Source organism: Mesoterricola silvestris (assembly GCF_030295405.1).
In the GTDB taxonomy this organism is placed as follows: domain Bacteria; phylum Acidobacteriota; class Holophagae; order Holophagales; family Holophagaceae; genus Mesoterricola; species Mesoterricola silvestris.
This window is the reverse complement of sequence record NZ_AP027080.1, coordinates 1,563,623-1,580,301: the sequence shown is the minus strand read 5'-3', so window position 1 is coordinate 1,580,301 and position 16,679 is coordinate 1,563,623. Positions and strand designations below refer to the sequence as shown.

The 16,679-nt window shown below is 70.1% G+C and carries 15 protein-coding genes; 3 read left to right on the top strand and 12 right to left on the bottom strand.

Features of this window, described 5'->3' with window-relative positions:
- Positions 1–571: 571 nt before the first annotated feature.
- Complete coding sequence (locus R2J76_RS06590; RefSeq protein WP_316415025.1) at positions 572–3,079, top strand: M4 family metallopeptidase; 2,508 nt, start codon at positions 572–574, stop codon at positions 3,077–3,079.
- 9 nt (positions 3,080–3,088) lie between these two features.
- Here R2J76_RS06590 and radC read toward each other — a convergent pair whose 3' ends face one another.
- Genes radC through R2J76_RS06575 form a run of 3 tightly spaced genes read right to left on the bottom strand, consistent with a single transcriptional unit; the run spans position 3,089 to position 4,514 of the window.
- Positions 3,089–3,763, bottom strand: a complete 675-nt coding sequence (gene radC, locus R2J76_RS06585; protein ID WP_316415024.1) for a RadC family protein — start codon at positions 3,761–3,763, stop codon at positions 3,089–3,091.
- Complete coding sequence (locus R2J76_RS06580) at positions 3,763–4,242, bottom strand: prepilin-type N-terminal cleavage/methylation domain-containing protein (protein WP_316415023.1); 480 nt, start codon at positions 4,240–4,242, stop codon at positions 3,763–3,765. The genes radC and R2J76_RS06580 overlap by 1 nt, the downstream gene beginning before the upstream one ends.
- On the bottom strand, positions 4,239–4,514 hold the full coding sequence (locus tag R2J76_RS06575) for a ComEA family DNA-binding protein (RefSeq protein WP_316415022.1): 276 nt from the start codon (positions 4,512–4,514) through the stop codon (positions 4,239–4,241). The genes R2J76_RS06580 and R2J76_RS06575 overlap by 4 nt, the downstream gene beginning before the upstream one ends.
- Positions 4,515–4,770: 256 nt before the next feature.
- Between R2J76_RS06575 and R2J76_RS06570 the strand changes: the two genes are divergently transcribed.
- Positions 4,771–6,024, top strand: coding sequence for an HD-GYP domain-containing protein (locus tag R2J76_RS06570; protein WP_316415021.1), 1,254 nt, complete (start codon positions 4,771–4,773; stop codon positions 6,022–6,024).
- Between the two features lie 326 nt (positions 6,025–6,350).
- Here the strand turns inward: R2J76_RS06570 and R2J76_RS06565 are convergent, their stop codons facing one another.
- The 7 genes from R2J76_RS06565 to R2J76_RS06535 all read right to left on the bottom strand — a co-directional run bounded on the left by R2J76_RS06565 (position 6,351) and on the right by R2J76_RS06535 (position 13,583).
- Positions 6,351–7,376 (bottom strand): tetratricopeptide repeat protein, encoded by a 1,026-nt coding sequence (locus R2J76_RS06565; protein ID WP_316415020.1) that lies wholly within the window; start codon positions 7,374–7,376, stop codon positions 6,351–6,353.
- Positions 7,377–7,512: 136 nt separating this feature from the next.
- On the bottom strand, positions 7,513–8,616 hold the full coding sequence (serC, locus tag R2J76_RS06560) for a 3-phosphoserine/phosphohydroxythreonine transaminase (protein WP_316415019.1): 1,104 nt from the start codon (positions 8,614–8,616) through the stop codon (positions 7,513–7,515).
- Positions 8,617–8,625: 9 nt separating this feature from the next.
- Positions 8,626–9,498, bottom strand: coding sequence for an NAD(P)-dependent oxidoreductase (locus R2J76_RS06555; RefSeq protein ID WP_316415018.1), 873 nt, complete (start codon positions 9,496–9,498; stop codon positions 8,626–8,628).
- 63 nt (positions 9,499–9,561) lie between these two features.
- A complete protein-coding gene (locus R2J76_RS06550; protein WP_316415017.1) occupies positions 9,562–10,800 on the bottom strand; it encodes a DUF1015 domain-containing protein in 1,239 nt (412 codons plus the stop codon).
- A gap of 118 nt (positions 10,801–10,918) precedes the next feature.
- Positions 10,919–11,557 (bottom strand): histidine phosphatase family protein, encoded by a 639-nt coding sequence (locus R2J76_RS06545; RefSeq protein ID WP_316415016.1) that lies wholly within the window; start codon positions 11,555–11,557, stop codon positions 10,919–10,921.
- Between the two features lie 2 nt (positions 11,558–11,559).
- A complete protein-coding gene (locus tag R2J76_RS06540) occupies positions 11,560–12,303 on the bottom strand; it encodes a response regulator (protein ID WP_316415015.1) in 744 nt (247 codons plus the stop codon).
- Positions 12,304–12,314: 11 nt separating this feature from the next.
- A complete protein-coding gene (locus R2J76_RS06535) occupies positions 12,315–13,583 on the bottom strand; it encodes a glycoside hydrolase family 113 (protein WP_316415013.1) in 1,269 nt (422 codons plus the stop codon).
- A gap of 80 nt (positions 13,584–13,663) precedes the next feature.
- Between R2J76_RS06535 and R2J76_RS06530 the strand changes: the two genes are divergently transcribed.
- Positions 13,664–14,026 carry a response regulator gene (locus tag R2J76_RS06530; protein ID WP_316415011.1) on the top strand — a complete coding sequence of 121 codons (363 nt, stop codon included), beginning with the start codon at positions 13,664–13,666 and terminating at the stop codon, positions 14,024–14,026.
- Here the strand turns inward: R2J76_RS06530 and R2J76_RS06525 are convergent.
- Together R2J76_RS06525 and R2J76_RS06520 are read right to left on the bottom strand one after the other, a co-directional pair.
- A complete protein-coding gene (locus tag R2J76_RS06525) occupies positions 14,014–15,270 on the bottom strand; it encodes a hemolysin family protein (protein WP_316415010.1) in 1,257 nt (418 codons plus the stop codon). The genes R2J76_RS06530 and R2J76_RS06525 overlap by 13 nt on opposite strands.
- The gene (locus R2J76_RS06520) at positions 15,263–16,663 is read right to left on the bottom strand and encodes a heparan-alpha-glucosaminide N-acetyltransferase domain-containing protein (protein ID WP_316415009.1); all 1,401 of its coding nucleotides are present in this window, start codon (positions 16,661–16,663) and stop codon (positions 15,263–15,265) included. Before R2J76_RS06520 ends, R2J76_RS06525 begins: the two co-directional genes overlap by 8 nt.
- Between the last annotated feature and the right edge of the window lie 16 nt (positions 16,664–16,679).

The window sequence follows — 16,679 nt, the reverse complement described above, 5'->3', positions numbered from 1 at the left end:
CTGGTTCCTCGGACGTCCGAATCCTCGGATACCAGCGGTCTGCCGTGGGCCTATCCCAGGACCCCGCCGCGCCGCCCGGGCCGAGCCGTCCGCGGGGTTCGATGAAAACCCCGGACAGCGACGCCACCAGATCCAGCGCCTCGACCCAGGCGCGCTCCCCGGGGTAGGTGACCCTCGGGAGGCGGGGCCCCCCGGGCGCAGCAGGGAGGGGCGGGAAGGCCAAGCCCTGCCCGGCCGTTTCCAGGAGCCCGGGGCGGCCGGCCTCGCGGGTCCCCGCCAGGCAGGGGAAGGCGAGTGCCGGGCCAACCGGGCCGCTGTAGCGGAAGGCGAAGGGCCCGGGTTCCGGGACGGGCCCGGCCTCCGCGGCCTTCAGCAGGGGGCTGGAAGCAAGCAGGAAAGCCAACGACAGCCTCCGGGCAACAAATGGTTGGGACATGCATGACCTTCCGGTTCGGGATCCGCTGGGGACCATCGAGGGACCCGCCCAGGAATGCCTCCACCCCCCGGAGGGTTCCAACCCCGCCCCCGCGGCGGGCGGGAACCTCGTGCCCGCCGTCCACATTCCTTCCGAATGCGAAGCCCGTTTGCCCCGCCCTTCCCCATCCGCCGAGGAATCTCCCTGGGCCTCCTCGCCTCCATGCTGGTCCTGGCTCCGGCCGCCTCGGCCACCCCGCCTGGAGTCGGCCTGCCGGATCTGGGACCCGGCGCCGCGTGGGTGCCCCTGGAGTCCTTCCGGGACGGAGCGGGGACGCACGCCCGGTGGGTCCAATTCCTGGACAGCCTTCCGGTCCTGGGATCGGAAGGGATCACCCACGCGAGTGAGGGCGCCTCCCTGCCCGCGACGCCCTCCCTGGCCCTCCTGCGCGGGGCCGGCGGCGCGGCGCACCTGCCGCCGGTGCTGGGAGCCCACCGGCCGATCCTCGAACCCGCTCGGGCGGTGGCGGCGCTCCAGGCCCGCTTTCCCGCTGCGAATTCGCCCCGGCTGTCCAAGCCGCTCCTGGTCCTTTTCCCGGTGATGCGCGCCCTGGATCTGGCGAGGCCGGGGGAGACGGACGCCCTGGCCCGTCCCCGGGTGGCCGCCGGCTATGTGCGGGCCTACCGGGTGGAAGCCCGCTGGCCCGGCCCCGACCGGTCCAGGGACGCGGTCCATGTGCTGGACGCCACCAGCGGGCGGGTGCTGGAGGAACGGCCCCTGGCCCCTGCCCTGGGCACCCCCGTGCGGGTGCGGGTGCCGGCCCTGGACCCGGCCACGGTGGACCTGGACGCCACCCTTCCCCCGGGCGGGGGCCGCCCCCTGCTCCGGGATCCGGTGCGGGGCCTGGCCGGCGGCAACACCGTGGAGGCCTGCGGGGACGCGGGGCACACCGGGGAAGCGCGGGTGGTGGACCTGGGGGAGAAGCCCGGCGACGAAGGGGAGCGCACGGCCGCCAGCGCGGCCCACGCCCTGGCGGCCGCCTGGACCTATTTCGAACGCGTGCACGGTCGCCATGGCTTCGATGGCAGGGGAACCCGGGTCCGGGTCCTCCTCGGGGGTCCCCCTGCCGACGATGTGCACTGGGACCGGTCGGGCGCCACCGGGATCATCCGGGTGGGCCGCGCCCAGGCCTACGACCCCCTCGTTTTCCCCGCCATCCTCGGCCATGAGTTCACCCACGGGGTCATCGGGAGCAGCCGGGCGGGTCTCGACGGCTGCGCCGAGGCCCGGGGCCTGGATGAGGCCACCGCGGACTTCTTTGGGCAGATGATCGACACCTGGTCGCGCACCGGCGGCGGCAACCCGGCCTCGGGGCTGTTCAGCAACCACATCGGCGACGGGGGGACCGCCTGGCGTCTCCAGGTCCAGCCCCGGCCCAAGGGCACCGAACCCGAACTGATGCGCCACATGGCCGAACCGGCCCGGATGGGCCATCCGGATCGCTGGTTCCCCGCCCTGGGCCGCATCCAGGACCCGCACGTGGCGGCGGGCCCCCTGAACCGCGCCCTCTGCTTCCTGAGCGCCGGAGCCGCCGCCACCGGTTCCCCGGAGGAAAAGGCCTCCCCCCGCCCCGGGGGCGCGCCCCCCTGGAGCAGCCCCCTGCTCCCCCAGGGCATGGCCGGCATCGGGAACGATCGCGCCGCGGCCATCTGGTACCAGGCCCTGACCCAGGAACTGCAGCCCCTCAGCGACTACCGGGACGCGCGCCGCGCCGCCCTGGCGGTGGCCCGCCGCCTCTACGGCCCGGATTCCCGGGAGGACCTCGCGGTGCGGGACGCCTTCGGCGCGGTGGGGGTGGGCAAGCCGGGCCGCTTGACCGAACCGGTGGACGCGTGGCTGCCCAGCGTGGAGGTTTCCGCCGAGCCGCTGGGGGAGGAGGTGCTGCTGGCCCTTGCGGTGCCCGACCCGTCCCAGGTGAAGTGCGTAGCTTTCCTGGTGGACGGCGTGCAGGTGGGCAAGGCCGGCGCCGCCCCCTTCCACCTGCGCCTGCCGGCCTCCAGGCTGCTGGCCAACGGACCCCACGGCTTCCGGGCCGCCCTCCGGGACCGGGAGGACCAGGTGGTGCATTCCCGGGAGGTGGCGTTCACCCTGGCCAACCCCCGCCAGCAGGTCCTGCTGGACCCTGGCCTCCAGTCGGAGGACTTCGGTTCGGGCGGCTGGGTGACGGACGCCCGGCTCGAATCCGCGGAACCCCCGCCGCCGGGGTTGCCCGGATCCGAGTGCCGGGTCTTCGACGCCACCTCCCTGCGCCCGGGCAAGCACCCCTACCTGGCCCAGGAAGTGGCCCTGCCGCCGGGCCCCGTCCGCCTGGAGCTGCGCCTGTGGACCCACGTGTCCGCCCCCGCCCCGGGCTCCGAGGACGCCCTGGTCATCCGCGTCCAGGGGCCCCACGGAGGCACCCACCGGGAGCTGGCGCGCATCACCCACGCCGACGCCGGGGAAGGCTGGGTGCAGCGGGTCTTCCCCCTGGACGGCCTGGCCGGAGAGCGCATCGACCTCCAGTTCGCATCCCAGTTCAGCGAGGGCAGCACCATGAGGATCCGGCTGGCGGACGTCCGCATTCTGGCGGAGCCAAGGCACGCGGATCCGGCCCCACTCCCCTGATTTCCACCCTTAGCCCCCCCACCCTTCCGCCGTCCGGAAGCTGTGGAACCCTTCGGCGCCGATGATCAGGTGATCGGACAGGGGCACTCCCAGCATCTCCCCCGCCTCCCGCAGGCGCTTGGTGAGCCGGCGGTCCTCGCCGCTGGGCTGGACCTCGCCGCTGGGGTGGTTGTGGAAGGCGATGGCTGACACCGCCCCGAACCGCAGCGCTTCCCGGAAGAACTCGCGGGGCGATACCAGGGTGCCCAGGGCGGTGCCCTGGCTGAGGAGGCGGTCCGCCAACAGCAGGCCCCGGGCGTTCAGGGCCAGGAGGCCGAAGCGTTCCTCGGTCCAGCCCCGGCACCGCTCCAGGAGGTAGGCGCCGGCGGCCTGGGGGGTGTGGAGCCGGGGCCGGACCGGGCCCCGGAAAACCCTGCGGGCCAGCTCCGCCGCCGCCCATAGCTGGCCGGCCTTGGCGGGGCCCAGGCCGGGGAGGGCCGACCATTCCGCGGGGCCCAGGCCCAGGAGGCCCGGGAGGCCGCCGTGCTGGGCCAGCAGCCCCTGGGCCAGGTCGATGGCGCTGAGGCCCCGGGTGCCGGAACCCCAGAGCAGGGCCAGGAGTTCGGCATCGCCCAGTTCCCCGCCCAGACCGGCCATGAGCCGCTCCCGGGGGCGCTGGTGGGGGGAGAGGTCGGCGATGCGCATCAGGTGTCGGCCCAGGCCCACCGGCTCGCACGCCACCTCCGCACATGCACCTCGCCCCGCCCGGTGAGCCCCACGTATACGGCATCCCGGCCGTCCGTGAGGTACCAGGCCGTGCCGGTGGCGGTGCCGCGGGGGGTGACCGTGACCACCGGGTGGGCGGCGCCGGTGAGGTGGGCCCTGCGGGGCTGCCGCAGCCCCGGCGGGACGGGCACCCCCGCGCCGGGCAGCCCCCACCGCAGGCCCCGGGGAAGGACCACCGGCGCCACGTCCCCCCCCGGCCCCCCAAGGGCCAGGCGCACATCCCCGCCCCGGGCCCGGGCCAGGAGGAAGGCCTGGTCCACGGCCGCCCGGAGCTCCGCCGGCAGGAAGGTCAGGCCGGGCCCCTGGGTCGCCAGGGCCACCCCCCCCGCGGCCCCGAGGATCGACAGGAGGGCCAGGACCAGCAGGGCCTCCAGGAGGGTGTGCCCCTGCGCCTTCACGGCGCCTCTCCCGCCCGGAGGTGGGGCCGCAGGCGCAGGAAGGCCTTCTCCCCGATGCCCTTGATGTTCATGATCTCCTCGGGTTTGCGGAAGGGGCCGTGGGTCCTGCGGTAGTCCAGGATCCGGGCCGCGGTGCGGGCGCCCACCCGGGGCAGTTGCATGAGCTCCGTGGCCGTGGCCGTGTTCAGGTCGATGGGTTCCGGCGGGGCCTTGGCCTTGCCGCCCTGGAGGGGCATGAAGGCGAGGAGGCCGGAGAGAAGGATGGCTTTCATGGGCGCTCCCGGGAACGCCCCTCTCCCCATCAAGCCTCATGCCGGATCGCATTCCCTGGGCCCGCGTCCCCTTCCGGCGCCGTCCCCCCGCGGCCTGTCAGGACCCGGAAACAGGCCCGCCGCACCCGGGCGCCAGAGGTATTCCCGACTCCTGGAATAGGCCAATGTCACGGGAATCGCACACGGAAACTTTCACATGACACTCTCCGGGCGGGTCGATAGCCTCTAGCGTGCAGCCCCTTTTCCGGACGGACCGATGATCAAGAAGGTGAAGAAGCAGGATCTCAGGCTGGGAATGTTCATCCACGACCTCAACTGCGGATGGATGGACCACTCCTTCCTGAGGAACAGCTTCATGCTCCGCAAGGAGGCCGATCTGGAGAAGATCGCCAAGAGCGGGATCACCGAGGTCTACATCGATACCCAGAAGGGCATCGACGTGCTGGAGGACGTGGAGGCGCCCAGCCGGGAGGCGGTGGAGCAGGGCGTCCAGGAGAAGATCCTTCACTCCCCCGTGGCCACGGCCCCGGGCGCCGAGGTGAAGACCAGCCACCAGGAGGAGCTGGTCTTCGCCAAGCAGATCACGAAGGAGGCCAACAAGGTCATCCACTCGATCCTGGAGGATGTGCGCCTGGGCAAGCGCATCCAGGTGGAACGGGTGGAACCCGTCATCAACAAGATCACCGATTCCATCCTGCGCAATCCCGGCACCCTGGTGAGCCTCTGCCGCATCCGCGAGGGGGACACCTACACCTTCCAGCACTCCGTGAGCGTGGCCACGCTGCTGATCTCCTTCTGCCGCGCCATGGAGCTGCCCCCGGAGATCATCCACGAGGCCGGCGTGGGCGGCATGCTCCACGACATCGGCAAGATGCGGGTGCCCGATCACATCCTCAACAAGCCCGGCAAGCTCACCGACGCCGAATTCACCATCATGAAGAACCATGTGAACCTGGGCCTGGAGGTGCTGCACAAGACCCCCGGCATCTCCCAGGCCGTGTTCCAGATCGCCGGCGAGCATCACGAGAAGTTCTGCGGCACGGGGTACCCGCTCGGCAAGAAGGGCGCCGACATCTCCCTCCTGGGGCGCATGGCCGCGATCGTGGACGTGTACGACGCCATCACCTCCAACCGCGTCTACCACAAGGGCATGGAGCCCCCCCTGGCCCTCAAGAAAATCTACGAGTGGAGCGACCCCTCCGCCACCGCCGAGCCCCACATGGACGAGGAACTGGTCCAGCACTTCATCCACGCCCTGGGCATCTACCCCGTGGGCTCCCTGGTCCAGCTCGAGAGCAAGCGCCTCGCCGTGGTGCTGGAACAGAGCACCGAGGGCCTCCTCAGCCCCAAGATCCGGGTCATGTACGACTGCGTGAAGCGCACGCGCATCGACCCCTTCGACCTGGACATGGCCGCGACGGAAAACGGCATGGACGCCATCGTGGGCAACGAGGACCCCGACGACTGGAAGGTGAACCCCTTCGACTACCTGGACATGCCAAAGGTCTAGGTGTGCCGGCATACCCTAGCTTCCTGAAACCCTGATGAAGGGCCTGTTCCAGGTTGAGCGGATCCCTATTCATCCCATCAATCGGCGTTCATCCCGGTTTCCGCAGGGCTGACGCAGAGGTGGGTCGGAGCGCATGTCACTCGACGTCCCTGACCCAAGAGTGGCGACAACTCCAAGCGAAATCCAAACGGGGATGAATAGGATCCAGGGGAAAGGGCAAGATAAAGAACCTCAGGTCCAAGCTGTAGGGTCAGCTGACTCGAAGGGAGATCGATTGGGACGGCATTGAGGTGAAGATTGGGGCGAGAACTATCGCCATCGGAACCCTAGTTCGGCGATTCCAGTTGGCCCAGGCGGATCTGGGCCCCCTGGTGGCCCGCGGCTCCGGCGCGCTGGAACCAGGCCTGGGCGTCCCCGGAAGGGGCCAGGAGCTCGCCCAGTTCGGCCATGGCCTCCACGTGGCCGGCTTCGGCGGCGCGCTGGAGCCAGACCTTCGCGGCCTCGGGGTCCCGGGGGGCGGCGCCGCTCAGGAAGCTCATGCCCATGCGGAAGCAGGCCTGGCCCCGGTCCGTGTCGGCGGGGACGAGGGTTTCCATGGTGTCCTCCCATCCCCGGGAGATCTCCTCGGTGGCCCGGGGGCCCAGGGCCCGGGCCCGGGCGAAGTGGCTGATGCGCAGACCCACCCGCTGGGCGGCGCGGGCCTTCACGGTCCAGTACACCGCCTTCTCCAGGTCCTCGGGCAGGTCCTCTCCGAATTCGTAGGCCCGGGACAGCCAGTCCATGGCCGGCCGGAACCCCTCGTTGGCGCTGCGGAGGTACCAGCGCTGCGCGGCTCCCGGATCCCGGGCGGGGCCGATGCCCCAGCGCAGGAGCTCGGCCAGCCGGAAGGAGGCCTCGGAATGTCCCGCCTCGGCCGCGCTGCGGTAATGCCGGGCCGCCAGCTCCCGTCCCGCCTGGCCCTGGCCGCTCTCTTCGAAATACAGGCCCAACTCGAAATGCGCCTCCGCATGCCCCAGGCGGGCGGCCTCCTCCAGGAAGGCCAGAGCGCTTCCACGGTTGGTCGCTGCCAGGCCCCAGCGGTACCAGGCCTCGTCCCGGGACCGGGAAAAGCGCACCAGCACCCGCCTGCAGGCCAGCTCCAGCCGGTTCGCGGGCTCCCCCTCCGCGGCTTCCCGCCGGTTCCAGAACACCGCCCCCGCCCCCGCCGAGGCCAGGGCGATCCCCAGCAGCACGACCACCACCTGGGGCTCGAGCCCCCGCCCGGCCACCGCCAGCATCCCGGGCACGCACAGGGCCGCCACCGCCAGTCCGACGAACCAGCGCCCCAGGGGATTGGGCTTTTCATGATGCATTCCGCTTCCAGGCTCCGAAAGGGGGTCCCTTCCATGATAAGCCCTTGCCAACCCGGTCCTTGGACATTTCGAAACGCCCCTGAACGCAGCGGGGGCGCTCCCGAGGAAGCGCCCCCGCCTGGAACCGTCTCGGCGCTTAGCCGTTCTTCTTCACGAACGCTTCCATGAACTGCACGAGGGTCTCCACGTTCTGCACCGTGACCGCGTTGTAGGTGGACACCCGGATGCCGCCCACGTCACGGTAGCCCTTGAGGCCCACCATGCCGGCCTTCTTGGCCTCCTTCACGAACATGTCGGTGAGCTCCTCGGTGGGGAGGAAGAAATCCACGTTCATGAGGGAACGGTCGGCCTTCTCGGTGACGAAGGGCTTGAAGAAGCCGGCGTGCTTGTCGATGCAGCCGTAGAGCAGCTCGCCCTTCCTGCGGTTGTTGGCCTCGATGGCCTTGAGGCCGCCGATGGACTTGTTGTAGGCCAGCACGTTGCGCAGGATGTAGATGCCGAAGGTGGGCGGGGTGTTGTAGAGGCTGTTCTTCTCGGCGTGGAGCTTGTAGCGCAGGTAGCTGGGCAGGTCCTGGGCCTCGGCCTTCTCCAGGAATTCGTCGGAGACGATGTGGAGGGTGACGCCGGAGGGTCCGAGGTTCTTCTGGGCGCCGGCGTAGATCATGCCGAACTTCGACACGTCGAAGGGGCGCCACATGATGTCCGAGGACATGTCGCAGATGTAGGGGATCCCGCCGGTCTCGGGGAATTCCTGCCACTGGGTGCCCTCGACGGTGTTGTTGGAGGTGAAGTGCACGTACATGGAATCCGGGTGGATGTTCAGCTCGGACTTCTTCGGGAGGCGGGCGTAGTTCTCGGCCTTGGTGGAGCCGGCGAGGCGCACGCGCTCTTCGCCGCCCACGAGCTTGGCCTCCTTGTAGGCCTTCTCCGCCCAGTTGCCGGTGTTGATGTAGTCGGCCTTGTGGCTCCCGCGCAGGAAGTTGAGGGGGATCATGCCGAAGGAGAGGTGGGCGCCGCCCTGGAGGAGGATGATCTTGTAGTTGGCGGGAATGCCCATGAGCTCACGGGTGAGCGCCAGGGCCTCCTCGTGCACGGCGTCGTATTCCTTGGAGCGGTGGCTGACCTCCATGACGGACATGCCGGTGCCGGCGAAGTCCAGGAGCTCCTCCTTGGCCCGTTCCAGGGCGGGCAGGGGCAGGCCGGCGGGACCGGCGTAGAAGTTGATGGCGCGGTTGGTCATGGAAATCTCCTAGAGCTTGAACGTGGAAAGGGTCTCGACGACGATGTCCCCGATGCGGCCGAGGTTCTCCTTGCTGCTGCCGCCGATGTGGGGGGCCATGAAGACGTTCTTGGCCGTGAGCAGGGGGCAGTCCGCGGGCGGGGGATCGCTGGGCCACACGTCGGTGCCGTAGGCGCGCACCTTGCCGGATTCCAGGGCCTCGGCCAGGTCCTTCTCCACCACGACCTTGCCGCGGCCGGTGTTGATGATGATCACGCCGTCCTTCATCTTGGCGATGGTGGCGGCGTTGAACATGCCCCGGGTCTGGTCGGTGAGCGGCGTGTGGAAGCTGAGGAAGTCGGATTCGGCCAGCACCTCGTCCAGGGTCTTCAGCTCGGCGTGGGCGTGGGAGGAGAGGAAGGGATCGTAGGCGATGACCTTCATGCCGAAGCCCGCGGCGCGCTTGGCCACTTCCGTGGCGATGGCGCCGGCGCCGATGAGGCCCAGGGTCTTCTTGAACAGCTCGGTGCGCTTGAGCTCGCTCTTGGGGAACTTGCCTTCCTTCATGGCCATGTGGGCCTCGATGAGGCGGGCCGGGATGCTCACCATGAAGGCCATGGCCATTTCCGCCACGGAGACGCTGGAGGCGGCCGCGGTGTTCATGACCTTGATGCCCTTGGCCTTGCAGGCCTCCTTGTCCACGTTGTCCAGCCCCACGCCGCCGCGGATGACGAGCTTGAGGTTGGGGGCCTTGGCGAGGAGATCGGGGTTGACGGTGGTCTTGGAGCGGATCAGGAGGACGTGGGCGCCGCCCAGGTCCGCCATGTCGCTGGAAACTTCGCCGAGGGCCTCGAGCCGCTTGGGCAGCGTCGCGTCGAACGCGTCCGCGATGAGAATCTTCATGATGAACCTCCCTGGGGAATGGGCATGGAAAGGGGGCCGCCGGCGGCGGCCCCCGTCGTTTCGCTAGTCTTCGTAGAGCCGAACCAGGAGGCCCGAGCGGAGCTTGGGCTCGAACCAGGTGGACTTGGGCGGCATGATCTGGCCGGCGTCGGCCACGTCCATGAGCTGCTCCAGGGAGGTGGGGAACATGGAGAAGGCCACCTTGTAGCCGTTGGCCACGCGCCGCTCCAGCTCGTCCATGCCGCGGATGCCGCCGACGAAGTCGATGCGGGTGTCGGTGCGGGGGTCCTGGATGCCCAGGACGGGGGCCAGGAGGTTCTCCTGGAGGATGCTCACGTCCAGGCTGCGCACGGGGTCGCCGGCGGGGAAGGACCCGGGCTTGGCCGTGAGGGTGTACCAGGTCCCTTCCAGGAACATGCCGAAGGAGGTGGGGGCCTTGGGGCTGCGGTCCCCGGCGGGGGCCACGGTGAACTTCTCGCCCACCTTGGCCAGGAACGCCTCGGGGGTCAGGCCGTTGAGGTCCTTGACGACCCGGTTGTAGTCCATGATCTTGAGCTGGTCGTGGGGGAAGACGACGGCCATGAAGCTCTCGAAGCTCTCGTCGCCCGTGGGGTCCTGGGCGGCGGCGCGGCGGGCCTGGCCGTAGCGGATGGCCGCGGCGGTGCGGTGGTGGCCGTCGGCGATGTAGAGGGCGGGGATGGCGTCGAAGAGGTGGTTGAGGGTGTAGATGTGGGTCTCGTGGTCGATGCGCCAGACGGTGTGCCCGATGCCGTCGGGGGTGGTGACGTCGTAGAGGGGCTCGGTGGCGCGGATCTTGTCCACGAGGGAATCGATGTAGGGCACGGCGCGGTAGGCCAGGAACACCGGCTCGGCGTTGGCGCCCTGCTCCGTGACGTGGCGGGTGCGGTCGTCCTCCTTGTCCTTGCGGGTGTACTCGTGGCGCTTGATCTGGCCGTCCTCGTACTCCTTCACGGAGCACAGGCCCACGAGCCCGGCCTGGACGTGGTCGCCCATGCGCTGCTGGTAGACGTAGAGGCAGGGCTGGTCCTCGTGCAGGAGCGTGCCCTCGGCGATGAGGCGCTTGAGGGCCTTGACGCCCTGGGCGTACACCTCGTCGGCGTGGATGTCGGTGGAGGCCGGGAGATCGATCTCCGGGCGGCCCACGTGGAGGAAGGAGTGGGGGTTTCCCGCCGCCAGGGCCCGCGCCTCGTCGGTGTTCACGACGTCGTACGGCACGGCGGCCACCTGGCCGGCGAGTTGGGGCTTGGGACGGTAGGCCTTGAAGGGCTTCAGCTGGGACATAGATCCTTCCTGGAAGATGGGTTGCCTAGGGACTATTGAAGATGATGGGGTATTTTGGCAAAAGGGACGAGCATAAGAAAGAAATTTCCCGGCGTGTGAAAATTTTTTGTCATCGCGATCACAGCTTCCGGTGGACGACCTCGCCGAACAGGTCGTGGAGGTGGGCCGCGTCGTTGAGCCGCACCACCTGGAGGTGGTCCACATCGGTTCCTTCAAGCAGGTTAAGACAGGTGGGAGCCTGGCGGAAGGACCAGACCCGGCTGAGATCCAGTCCCAGGACCCGGGCCAGCAGCGCCCGGTTCACCCCGTCGTGGGTCACCAGCACCGCCACCTCCTCGGGGCCCAGGCCCCGGCAGGCCTCGCACAGAGCGGGCCAGGCCCGGGCCTCCACGTCCCGGAAGCCCTCGCCCCCGGGGGGCGACACCAGGTGGGGGGTCTCCCGCCAGGCCCGGCGCAGGTCCGGGTGGGAGGCCTGGATCTCGGAGGTGAGGCGCCCCTCCCATTCGCCGTGGGAGAGCTCGACCAGGCGTGCGTCCAGGGCCAGGGGCCGGTCCCCCAGGGCCAGCTCCGCCGTCTCCCGGGCCCGCAGCAGGGGCGAGGCCACGGCCCGGGCGATCTCCAGGCCCGCAAGGCGCCGGCCCAGGGCCCCGGCCTGGGCCCTGCCCCGGGGGGAAAGGGGGATGTCGAAGGTCTGGCCCTGGTGGCGGCCTTCCACGTTCCACTGGGTTTCGCCGTGGCGGGCGAGGATGATGCGCATGGTCAGCGGGTCCACTTGTCGTCGTAGAAGGGGTCGGGGGGCAGGATCTTCTTCACCTTCATGTCCCGGAAGAGGGCCAGGTTCATGAGGATCTCCGCCAGGGGCAGGTCGATGGTGGCCTGCACCCGGCAGGTGTAGACGAACTCCACCTGGGCGCCCTCCCAGCTCAGGAGCTGGTAGGCCGCCACCAGGCCCTCCTCGGCGCCCAGGGCGGCGTGGATCAGCTCGCCGTCCTTGACGTAGAGGTAGCCCGTGGCCTCGGGGCCCCGCACGGTGAAGGTGGCGGTGCGGCGCTCCCAGTTCATGAGCTGCAGGAGGCTGCCGATGCCCACGCCCCGCACGAGGCCGGGGGCGCTGAGGCCGCCCGCGGTGCGGATGGCCTCCATGAGCGTGGAGAGCCGGGGTGGCTTGGGGATGACCTGCAGGGCCCCCAGGTCCAGGGCCTGGTTCTGAAGGGAGGCGTCGGCCACGGAGGTGATGACGATGATGGGCAGGCTGGGGTAGCGCTGGGCCAGGGCCGCGATGAGCCCGTAGCCGTCCAGCACGGGCATGTTGAGGTCGGTGACCACCACGTCCACGGCCTGGCCCTTGAGGAGCTCCAGGGCCTCCTGGCCGTTGCGGGCGGAAAGGAGGGTGAACTCCTGGAGGCCCTTGAGACCGGCCTGGTAGAACCGCAGCGTGGACTGCTCGTCCTCCACCAGGAGGGCGGTCTTCGCGGGACGGGACGGAAAGGGCGGAGTGACCATGGGATGCCAGTCTAGTGGGTTTCCGATTCCCGGCCCTTGGGGATTTTGTGCCGGGGCCGGGGTTCCTTGGCGATGACGGCGCGGGCCTCCGCGGCGTCGGCGGGGTGGGTGGCCATCCAGTCCTGCGCCCAGGGCGGGAGGGCGCCGTCCTCGTAGTCCCGCTCCTTGCGCAGGTCGCTGACCAGGGTCTGGATCATGGCGTCGTGGCGGTCGGAGGGCTTGGGGGGGATGTGCCCTTCGAAGATGGGCAGGGCGAAGTAGTCCTTGAGGGTCTTCTCCACGGGCTTGCCCCAGATGGCGTAGGTGCGGTCCTCGGGGCCGCCCACGGGCTTGACGTTCAGGTTCTCGCCGTAGAGGTAGTAGAAGACCGCCTCGCCGTCGCTCCAGTTGCGCAGCACCTTCAGGGCCCCGCCCACCAGCAGGTCCTGGAGCTCCAGGTCCCGGGGCTTGTCGGTGCGGAAGTCCCAGGGCCCCACGTGGGCGTGGGCGACGCTGGGGTAGCCCACCTCGGTGACCATGACGGGCCTGCCGAACCGCGCGTGGAGGGTGCGGGCCTTGTTGACGATCCACCACCAGGCGTCGCGGATGGCGTCGGGCCGGGGGTACTCCTCGAACTTGTCGATGGGGTCGTAGGTGTTCATGCCGATCACGTCCAGGCAGTCCCCGAAGGTGAAGCTGTCGTGGCTGTCGAAATTGACGCTGTAGGTGATCTTGCCCCGGTAGACCCGGCGCACCGCGGCCACCAGGGCCCGCCACCGGTCCGGGAAGGCGTGGGTGCTGGCCATCTCGGTGCCCACGCTGTACCACTCCACCCCGCCCTCCTGGGCCAGGGCGGCCAGGTGCACGTTGAAGGCCTCGTAGTTGGCCCACCACCGGTCCCAGTGGGCGGGGTGGATGTTGCCCCGCCACCACTTGGCGTTCTCCGCCTCGTCCCGGAGGTTGATGGTGGGGAAGAACATCACCCGCAGCTGCAGGTCCCGGGCCTGGCGGAAGGTGCGGCGCAGGGCCCGCTCCGTGGGGCTGCTGGTGGGGTGGCGCACCACCTCGTCGCTGGTGCCGGTCTCCATGCGGTAGATGGCCTGGAGGCTCACGCAGGTGGCGCCCGTGGCCGCGATGCGCTCCAGCTCCTCCCGGTAGTCGTAGTCCGGCAGGCCGGCGTACATCCCCAGCACCATGCCCCGCGGCTGGGGAACCAGGCGGCGGGCGGCCTTCATGCGGATGACGGCGACGGTGACGGGCACCGCGGCGAGGGCCAGGACGGCCAGGATCTTCTTGAACATGCAAACTCCGACCCCTTCAGCTTAAGTCGGGGCCGGGGGAATTTCCTTGGTAAACTGGGGCCATAGCCTGAGGCCGTCCGATGCCGAAGATCCTGCTCGTGGAAGACAACGAGATGAACCGGGATTCCCTGTCCCGGCTCCTGGCGCGCCGCGGGTTCGAGGTCATCTTCGCCGAGGACGGCGAGGAGGCCGTGGCCGTCACCCGGTCCGCGCTGCCCGACCTGGTCCTCATGGACATCAGCCTTCCCGTGCTGGACGGCTACGAGGCCACCCGGATCCTGCGCGCGGGCGAGACCACCCGGGACATCCCCATCATCGCCCTCACCGCCCACGCCATGACCAGCGACCGGGAAAAGGCCATGGCCGCGGGCTGCACCGACTTCGAGAGCAAGCCCGTGGAATTCGCCCGGCTCCTGGGCAAGATCAAGGCCTACCTGTCCTGACGCTGCACCAGCACCTGGAGGATCCGGCGCCCCTCCATCTTCTGCACGATGAGCCGGGCGCCCTCCACCTCCACCACCTCCTGGGGCACGGGGATCCGCCCCAGCCGGGCCATGATCAGGCCGCCCAGGGTGTCGAAGCCGTCCCGTTCGTAGACCAGGCCGGTGCGCTCCTCCAGGTCGTCCACGTGCACCTGGCCCGACACCAGGAACTCGCCCGGGACCACCTCCACGATCTCCGCCTGGAACTCGTGCTCGTCGTGGATCTCCCCGAAGACCTCCTCCAGGAGGTCCTCCAGGCTCACGATGCCCGAGACGCTGCCGAACTCGTCCACCACCACCGCCAGCTGCTGGCGGTTGCGCTGCATCTCCCGCAGGAGCTGCAGGATGTTCTTGCTCTCGGGGACGAAGCAGGGGGGCTTGGCCAGGGCGTGGAGGTCCACGGAGGTGTCCCGGCCCACCTGCATGAGGTCCTTGAGGATCAGGACCCCCACGATGGTGTCGATGGTGCCGTCGTACAGCGGCATGCGGGAGTGGCGGCTGGCCCGGAAGGCCCCCCAGGCCTCCTTGAAGGTGGCCGTGAGGGGGATGCCCTGGACCAGCGTTCGGGGCGTCATGACCTCGCGCACGACGGTGTCGCCGAATTCCACCACGTTGCGGATGAGCTCCCGGTCCTCCTCCTCCAGGATGCCTTCGGCCTCGCCCTCCTCCAGCAGGGCGGTGACGGCCTCCTCGGGCACCTCCTCGTCCTCCTCCACCCGGGAGCGGTCGTGGTCGGCGCGCTGGCGCTGCACCACCCGGGCCAGGGGCGCCACCAGGGGGGCCAGGAGGCGGTGCGCGGGGGCGTACCAGGGAAAGAGCCGCTCCATCCAAACCCCGGGATCGCTGGCCACCACCAGGGTGGGCAGGGCCAGGTCCAGGGCCCAGATGTAGGCCAGGGCCGCCACGGCCAGCGCGTAGGCCCCGCCCGGCACCCCCGTGCGCAGGGGCCAGGCCAGGCCCAGGAGCACCACCAGGAGGGCCTGGTTGAGAAGGGAGATGCCCAGGCCCAGCAGGTGGGGATCCACCAGGAGCCGCGCCAGGAGCCGGTTGCGGAGGTTCACCCCCTCCAGCATGCGCCGGCGCTGGATGGAGGGCAGCGCGTGGAAGGCTTCCAGGAGTCCGGCCAGAACGGCCCGGTACAGGATGACGAGAACGGCAAGGGCGACCAGCCAGGGCCCTGGGGCGGTACTTGGGGGTTCAATCACCCTTCGATTCTAGCAGGCGTTTTTCCTCGGGCGTGAGCTTCCCGTGGAGCCGGACCTTCTCGCGGATGCCCTCCAGGGGATCGCGGCTGAGCCCGTCGGGGGTGGGGGGCAGGCCCTTGCGGGCCCGGGCGGCCTTGAGGAAGGCGTAGGGCTCCGTGGCCAGTTCGGGGCTCCGGCGGAAGTGGTGGTAGGTGACCCACCCCCCCGCCACGAACCAGATGCCCAGGGCCAGGAGGGCCCTCCGCTGGAGGCGGCGGGTGCGGGCGGGGTCCAGCCGGACCTTCTGCCAGGCCACCCCGGCCGCCAGATTCAGGGCGATGAGGGCCGCCGTCAGGGCGAGGGTGCCCGTCCAGCCCAGCTGGTACCAGCCCCACCCCGTGCGCAGGCGGATGGGGTCCGCCAGCAGCAGCCCGAAGATGAGGTTGAGGTGCAGGAGGTAGAGCAGCAGCGATTCCCGGGAGGCGGCCATGACGACGTTGGCCCCGGGCCAGCGCCCCCGCACGGCTTCGAACCACCCCAGGAGGCCCCCCGCCATGCAGATCACCCCCACCCGCTGGGCGACGCTGGGCAGGGTCGTGTTGTGGAGCCGGCCCATCTCCCAGGTGGACCAGGGCCCGTTCCAGAGCCAGGTGCGGGACTGCCAGGTGCCCCAGGCCGCCAGCACCACCCCCGCCGCAGCCAGCACCGCCAGCCAGCGCCCCTCGCTCCAGCGGGCCCGCCCCTCCACGGGCAGCACCCGGTAGTGGCGGTACAGGGCCCCCAGCACCGATCCGAAGGCCGCGAAGGAGAACCACGGGAACAGCGGGAACAGGGCCGTCACCCCCCGGTCCGTGTTGCCGTTCACGAGGCCGCGAATGGGCATCCAGAGGCCGTCGGCCACCCCCGCGCGCCACAGGTGCGGCGCGGCCAGGGTGACACCCAGGGCCAGGGCCAGGGCCACCGCCGCGTAGGCCAGGGGCCTGCGGATGAGCCGCGCCAGCCCCTGGAGGATCAGGAGGGAGTAGACGATGCACTGGAGCACGTCGATCTTGAAGAGCTCCCGGTACTTCTGCGGGGTGGCCAGCACCGTCCATTCCGCGAAGGTCAGCCCCGGGGCGTGGAGGAGGTAGGCGCAGACAAGGATGAAGCCCAGGCGCTTCGCGGTGGGCCCGAAGGGCCGGATCGTCCCGTCGGGGCGGAAGGTGGAGAGGGCCAGGCTGTAGCCCGCGGCCAGGATGAAGCTGGGGGCCACCAGGCCGTTGAGGTAGTTGAGCCAGTCCGGGATCAGCCCCTTGTGGAGCCACACGTTCACGCAGTGGACCTCGATCATCACGATCACGGCCCACCCCCGGATGAGGTCGAGCCAGTCGCAGCGCCTGGAGGGGGTCGTATCGGAGAGGGCCTGTGGGGACATCCTGAAATGGTGCCTT

What these genes read in the sequence shown, in the direction of transcription:
- R2J76_RS06570 (WP_316415021.1), top strand. Translation starts at nt 4,771, where the DNA reads ATGATCAAGAAGGTGAAGAAGCAGGATCTCAGGCTGGGAATGTTCATC.
- R2J76_RS06540 (WP_316415015.1), bottom strand. Translation starts at nt 12,303, where the DNA reads ATGGTCACTCCGCCCTTTCCGTCCCGTCCCGCGAAGACCGCCCTCCTG.
- radC (WP_316415024.1), bottom strand. Translation starts at nt 3,763, where the DNA reads ATGCGCATCGCCGACCTCTCCCCCCACCAGCGCCCCCGGGAGCGGCTC.
- R2J76_RS06565 (WP_316415020.1), bottom strand. Translation starts at nt 7,376, where the DNA reads ATGCATCATGAAAAGCCCAATCCCCTGGGGCGCTGGTTCGTCGGACTG.
- R2J76_RS06545 (WP_316415016.1), bottom strand. Translation starts at nt 11,557, where the DNA reads ATGCGCATCATCCTCGCCCGCCACGGCGAAACCCAGTGGAACGTGGAA.
- R2J76_RS06555 (WP_316415018.1), bottom strand. Translation starts at nt 9,498, where the DNA reads ATGAAGATTCTCATCGCGGACGCGTTCGACGCGACGCTGCCCAAGCGG.
- R2J76_RS06550 (WP_316415017.1), bottom strand. Translation starts at nt 10,800, where the DNA reads ATGTCCCAGCTGAAGCCCTTCAAGGCCTACCGTCCCAAGCCCCAACTC.
- R2J76_RS06530 (WP_316415011.1), top strand. Translation starts at nt 13,664, where the DNA reads ATGCCGAAGATCCTGCTCGTGGAAGACAACGAGATGAACCGGGATTCC.
- serC (WP_316415019.1), bottom strand. Translation starts at nt 8,616, where the DNA reads ATGACCAACCGCGCCATCAACTTCTACGCCGGTCCCGCCGGCCTGCCC.
- R2J76_RS06535 (WP_316415013.1), bottom strand. Translation starts at nt 13,583, where the DNA reads ATGTTCAAGAAGATCCTGGCCGTCCTGGCCCTCGCCGCGGTGCCCGTC.
- R2J76_RS06590 (WP_316415025.1), top strand. Translation starts at nt 572, where the DNA reads ATGCGAAGCCCGTTTGCCCCGCCCTTCCCCATCCGCCGAGGAATCTCC.
- R2J76_RS06520 (WP_316415009.1), bottom strand. Translation starts at nt 16,663, where the DNA reads ATGTCCCCACAGGCCCTCTCCGATACGACCCCCTCCAGGCGCTGCGAC.
- R2J76_RS06575 (WP_316415022.1), bottom strand. Translation starts at nt 4,514, where the DNA reads ATGAAAGCCATCCTTCTCTCCGGCCTCCTCGCCTTCATGCCCCTCCAG.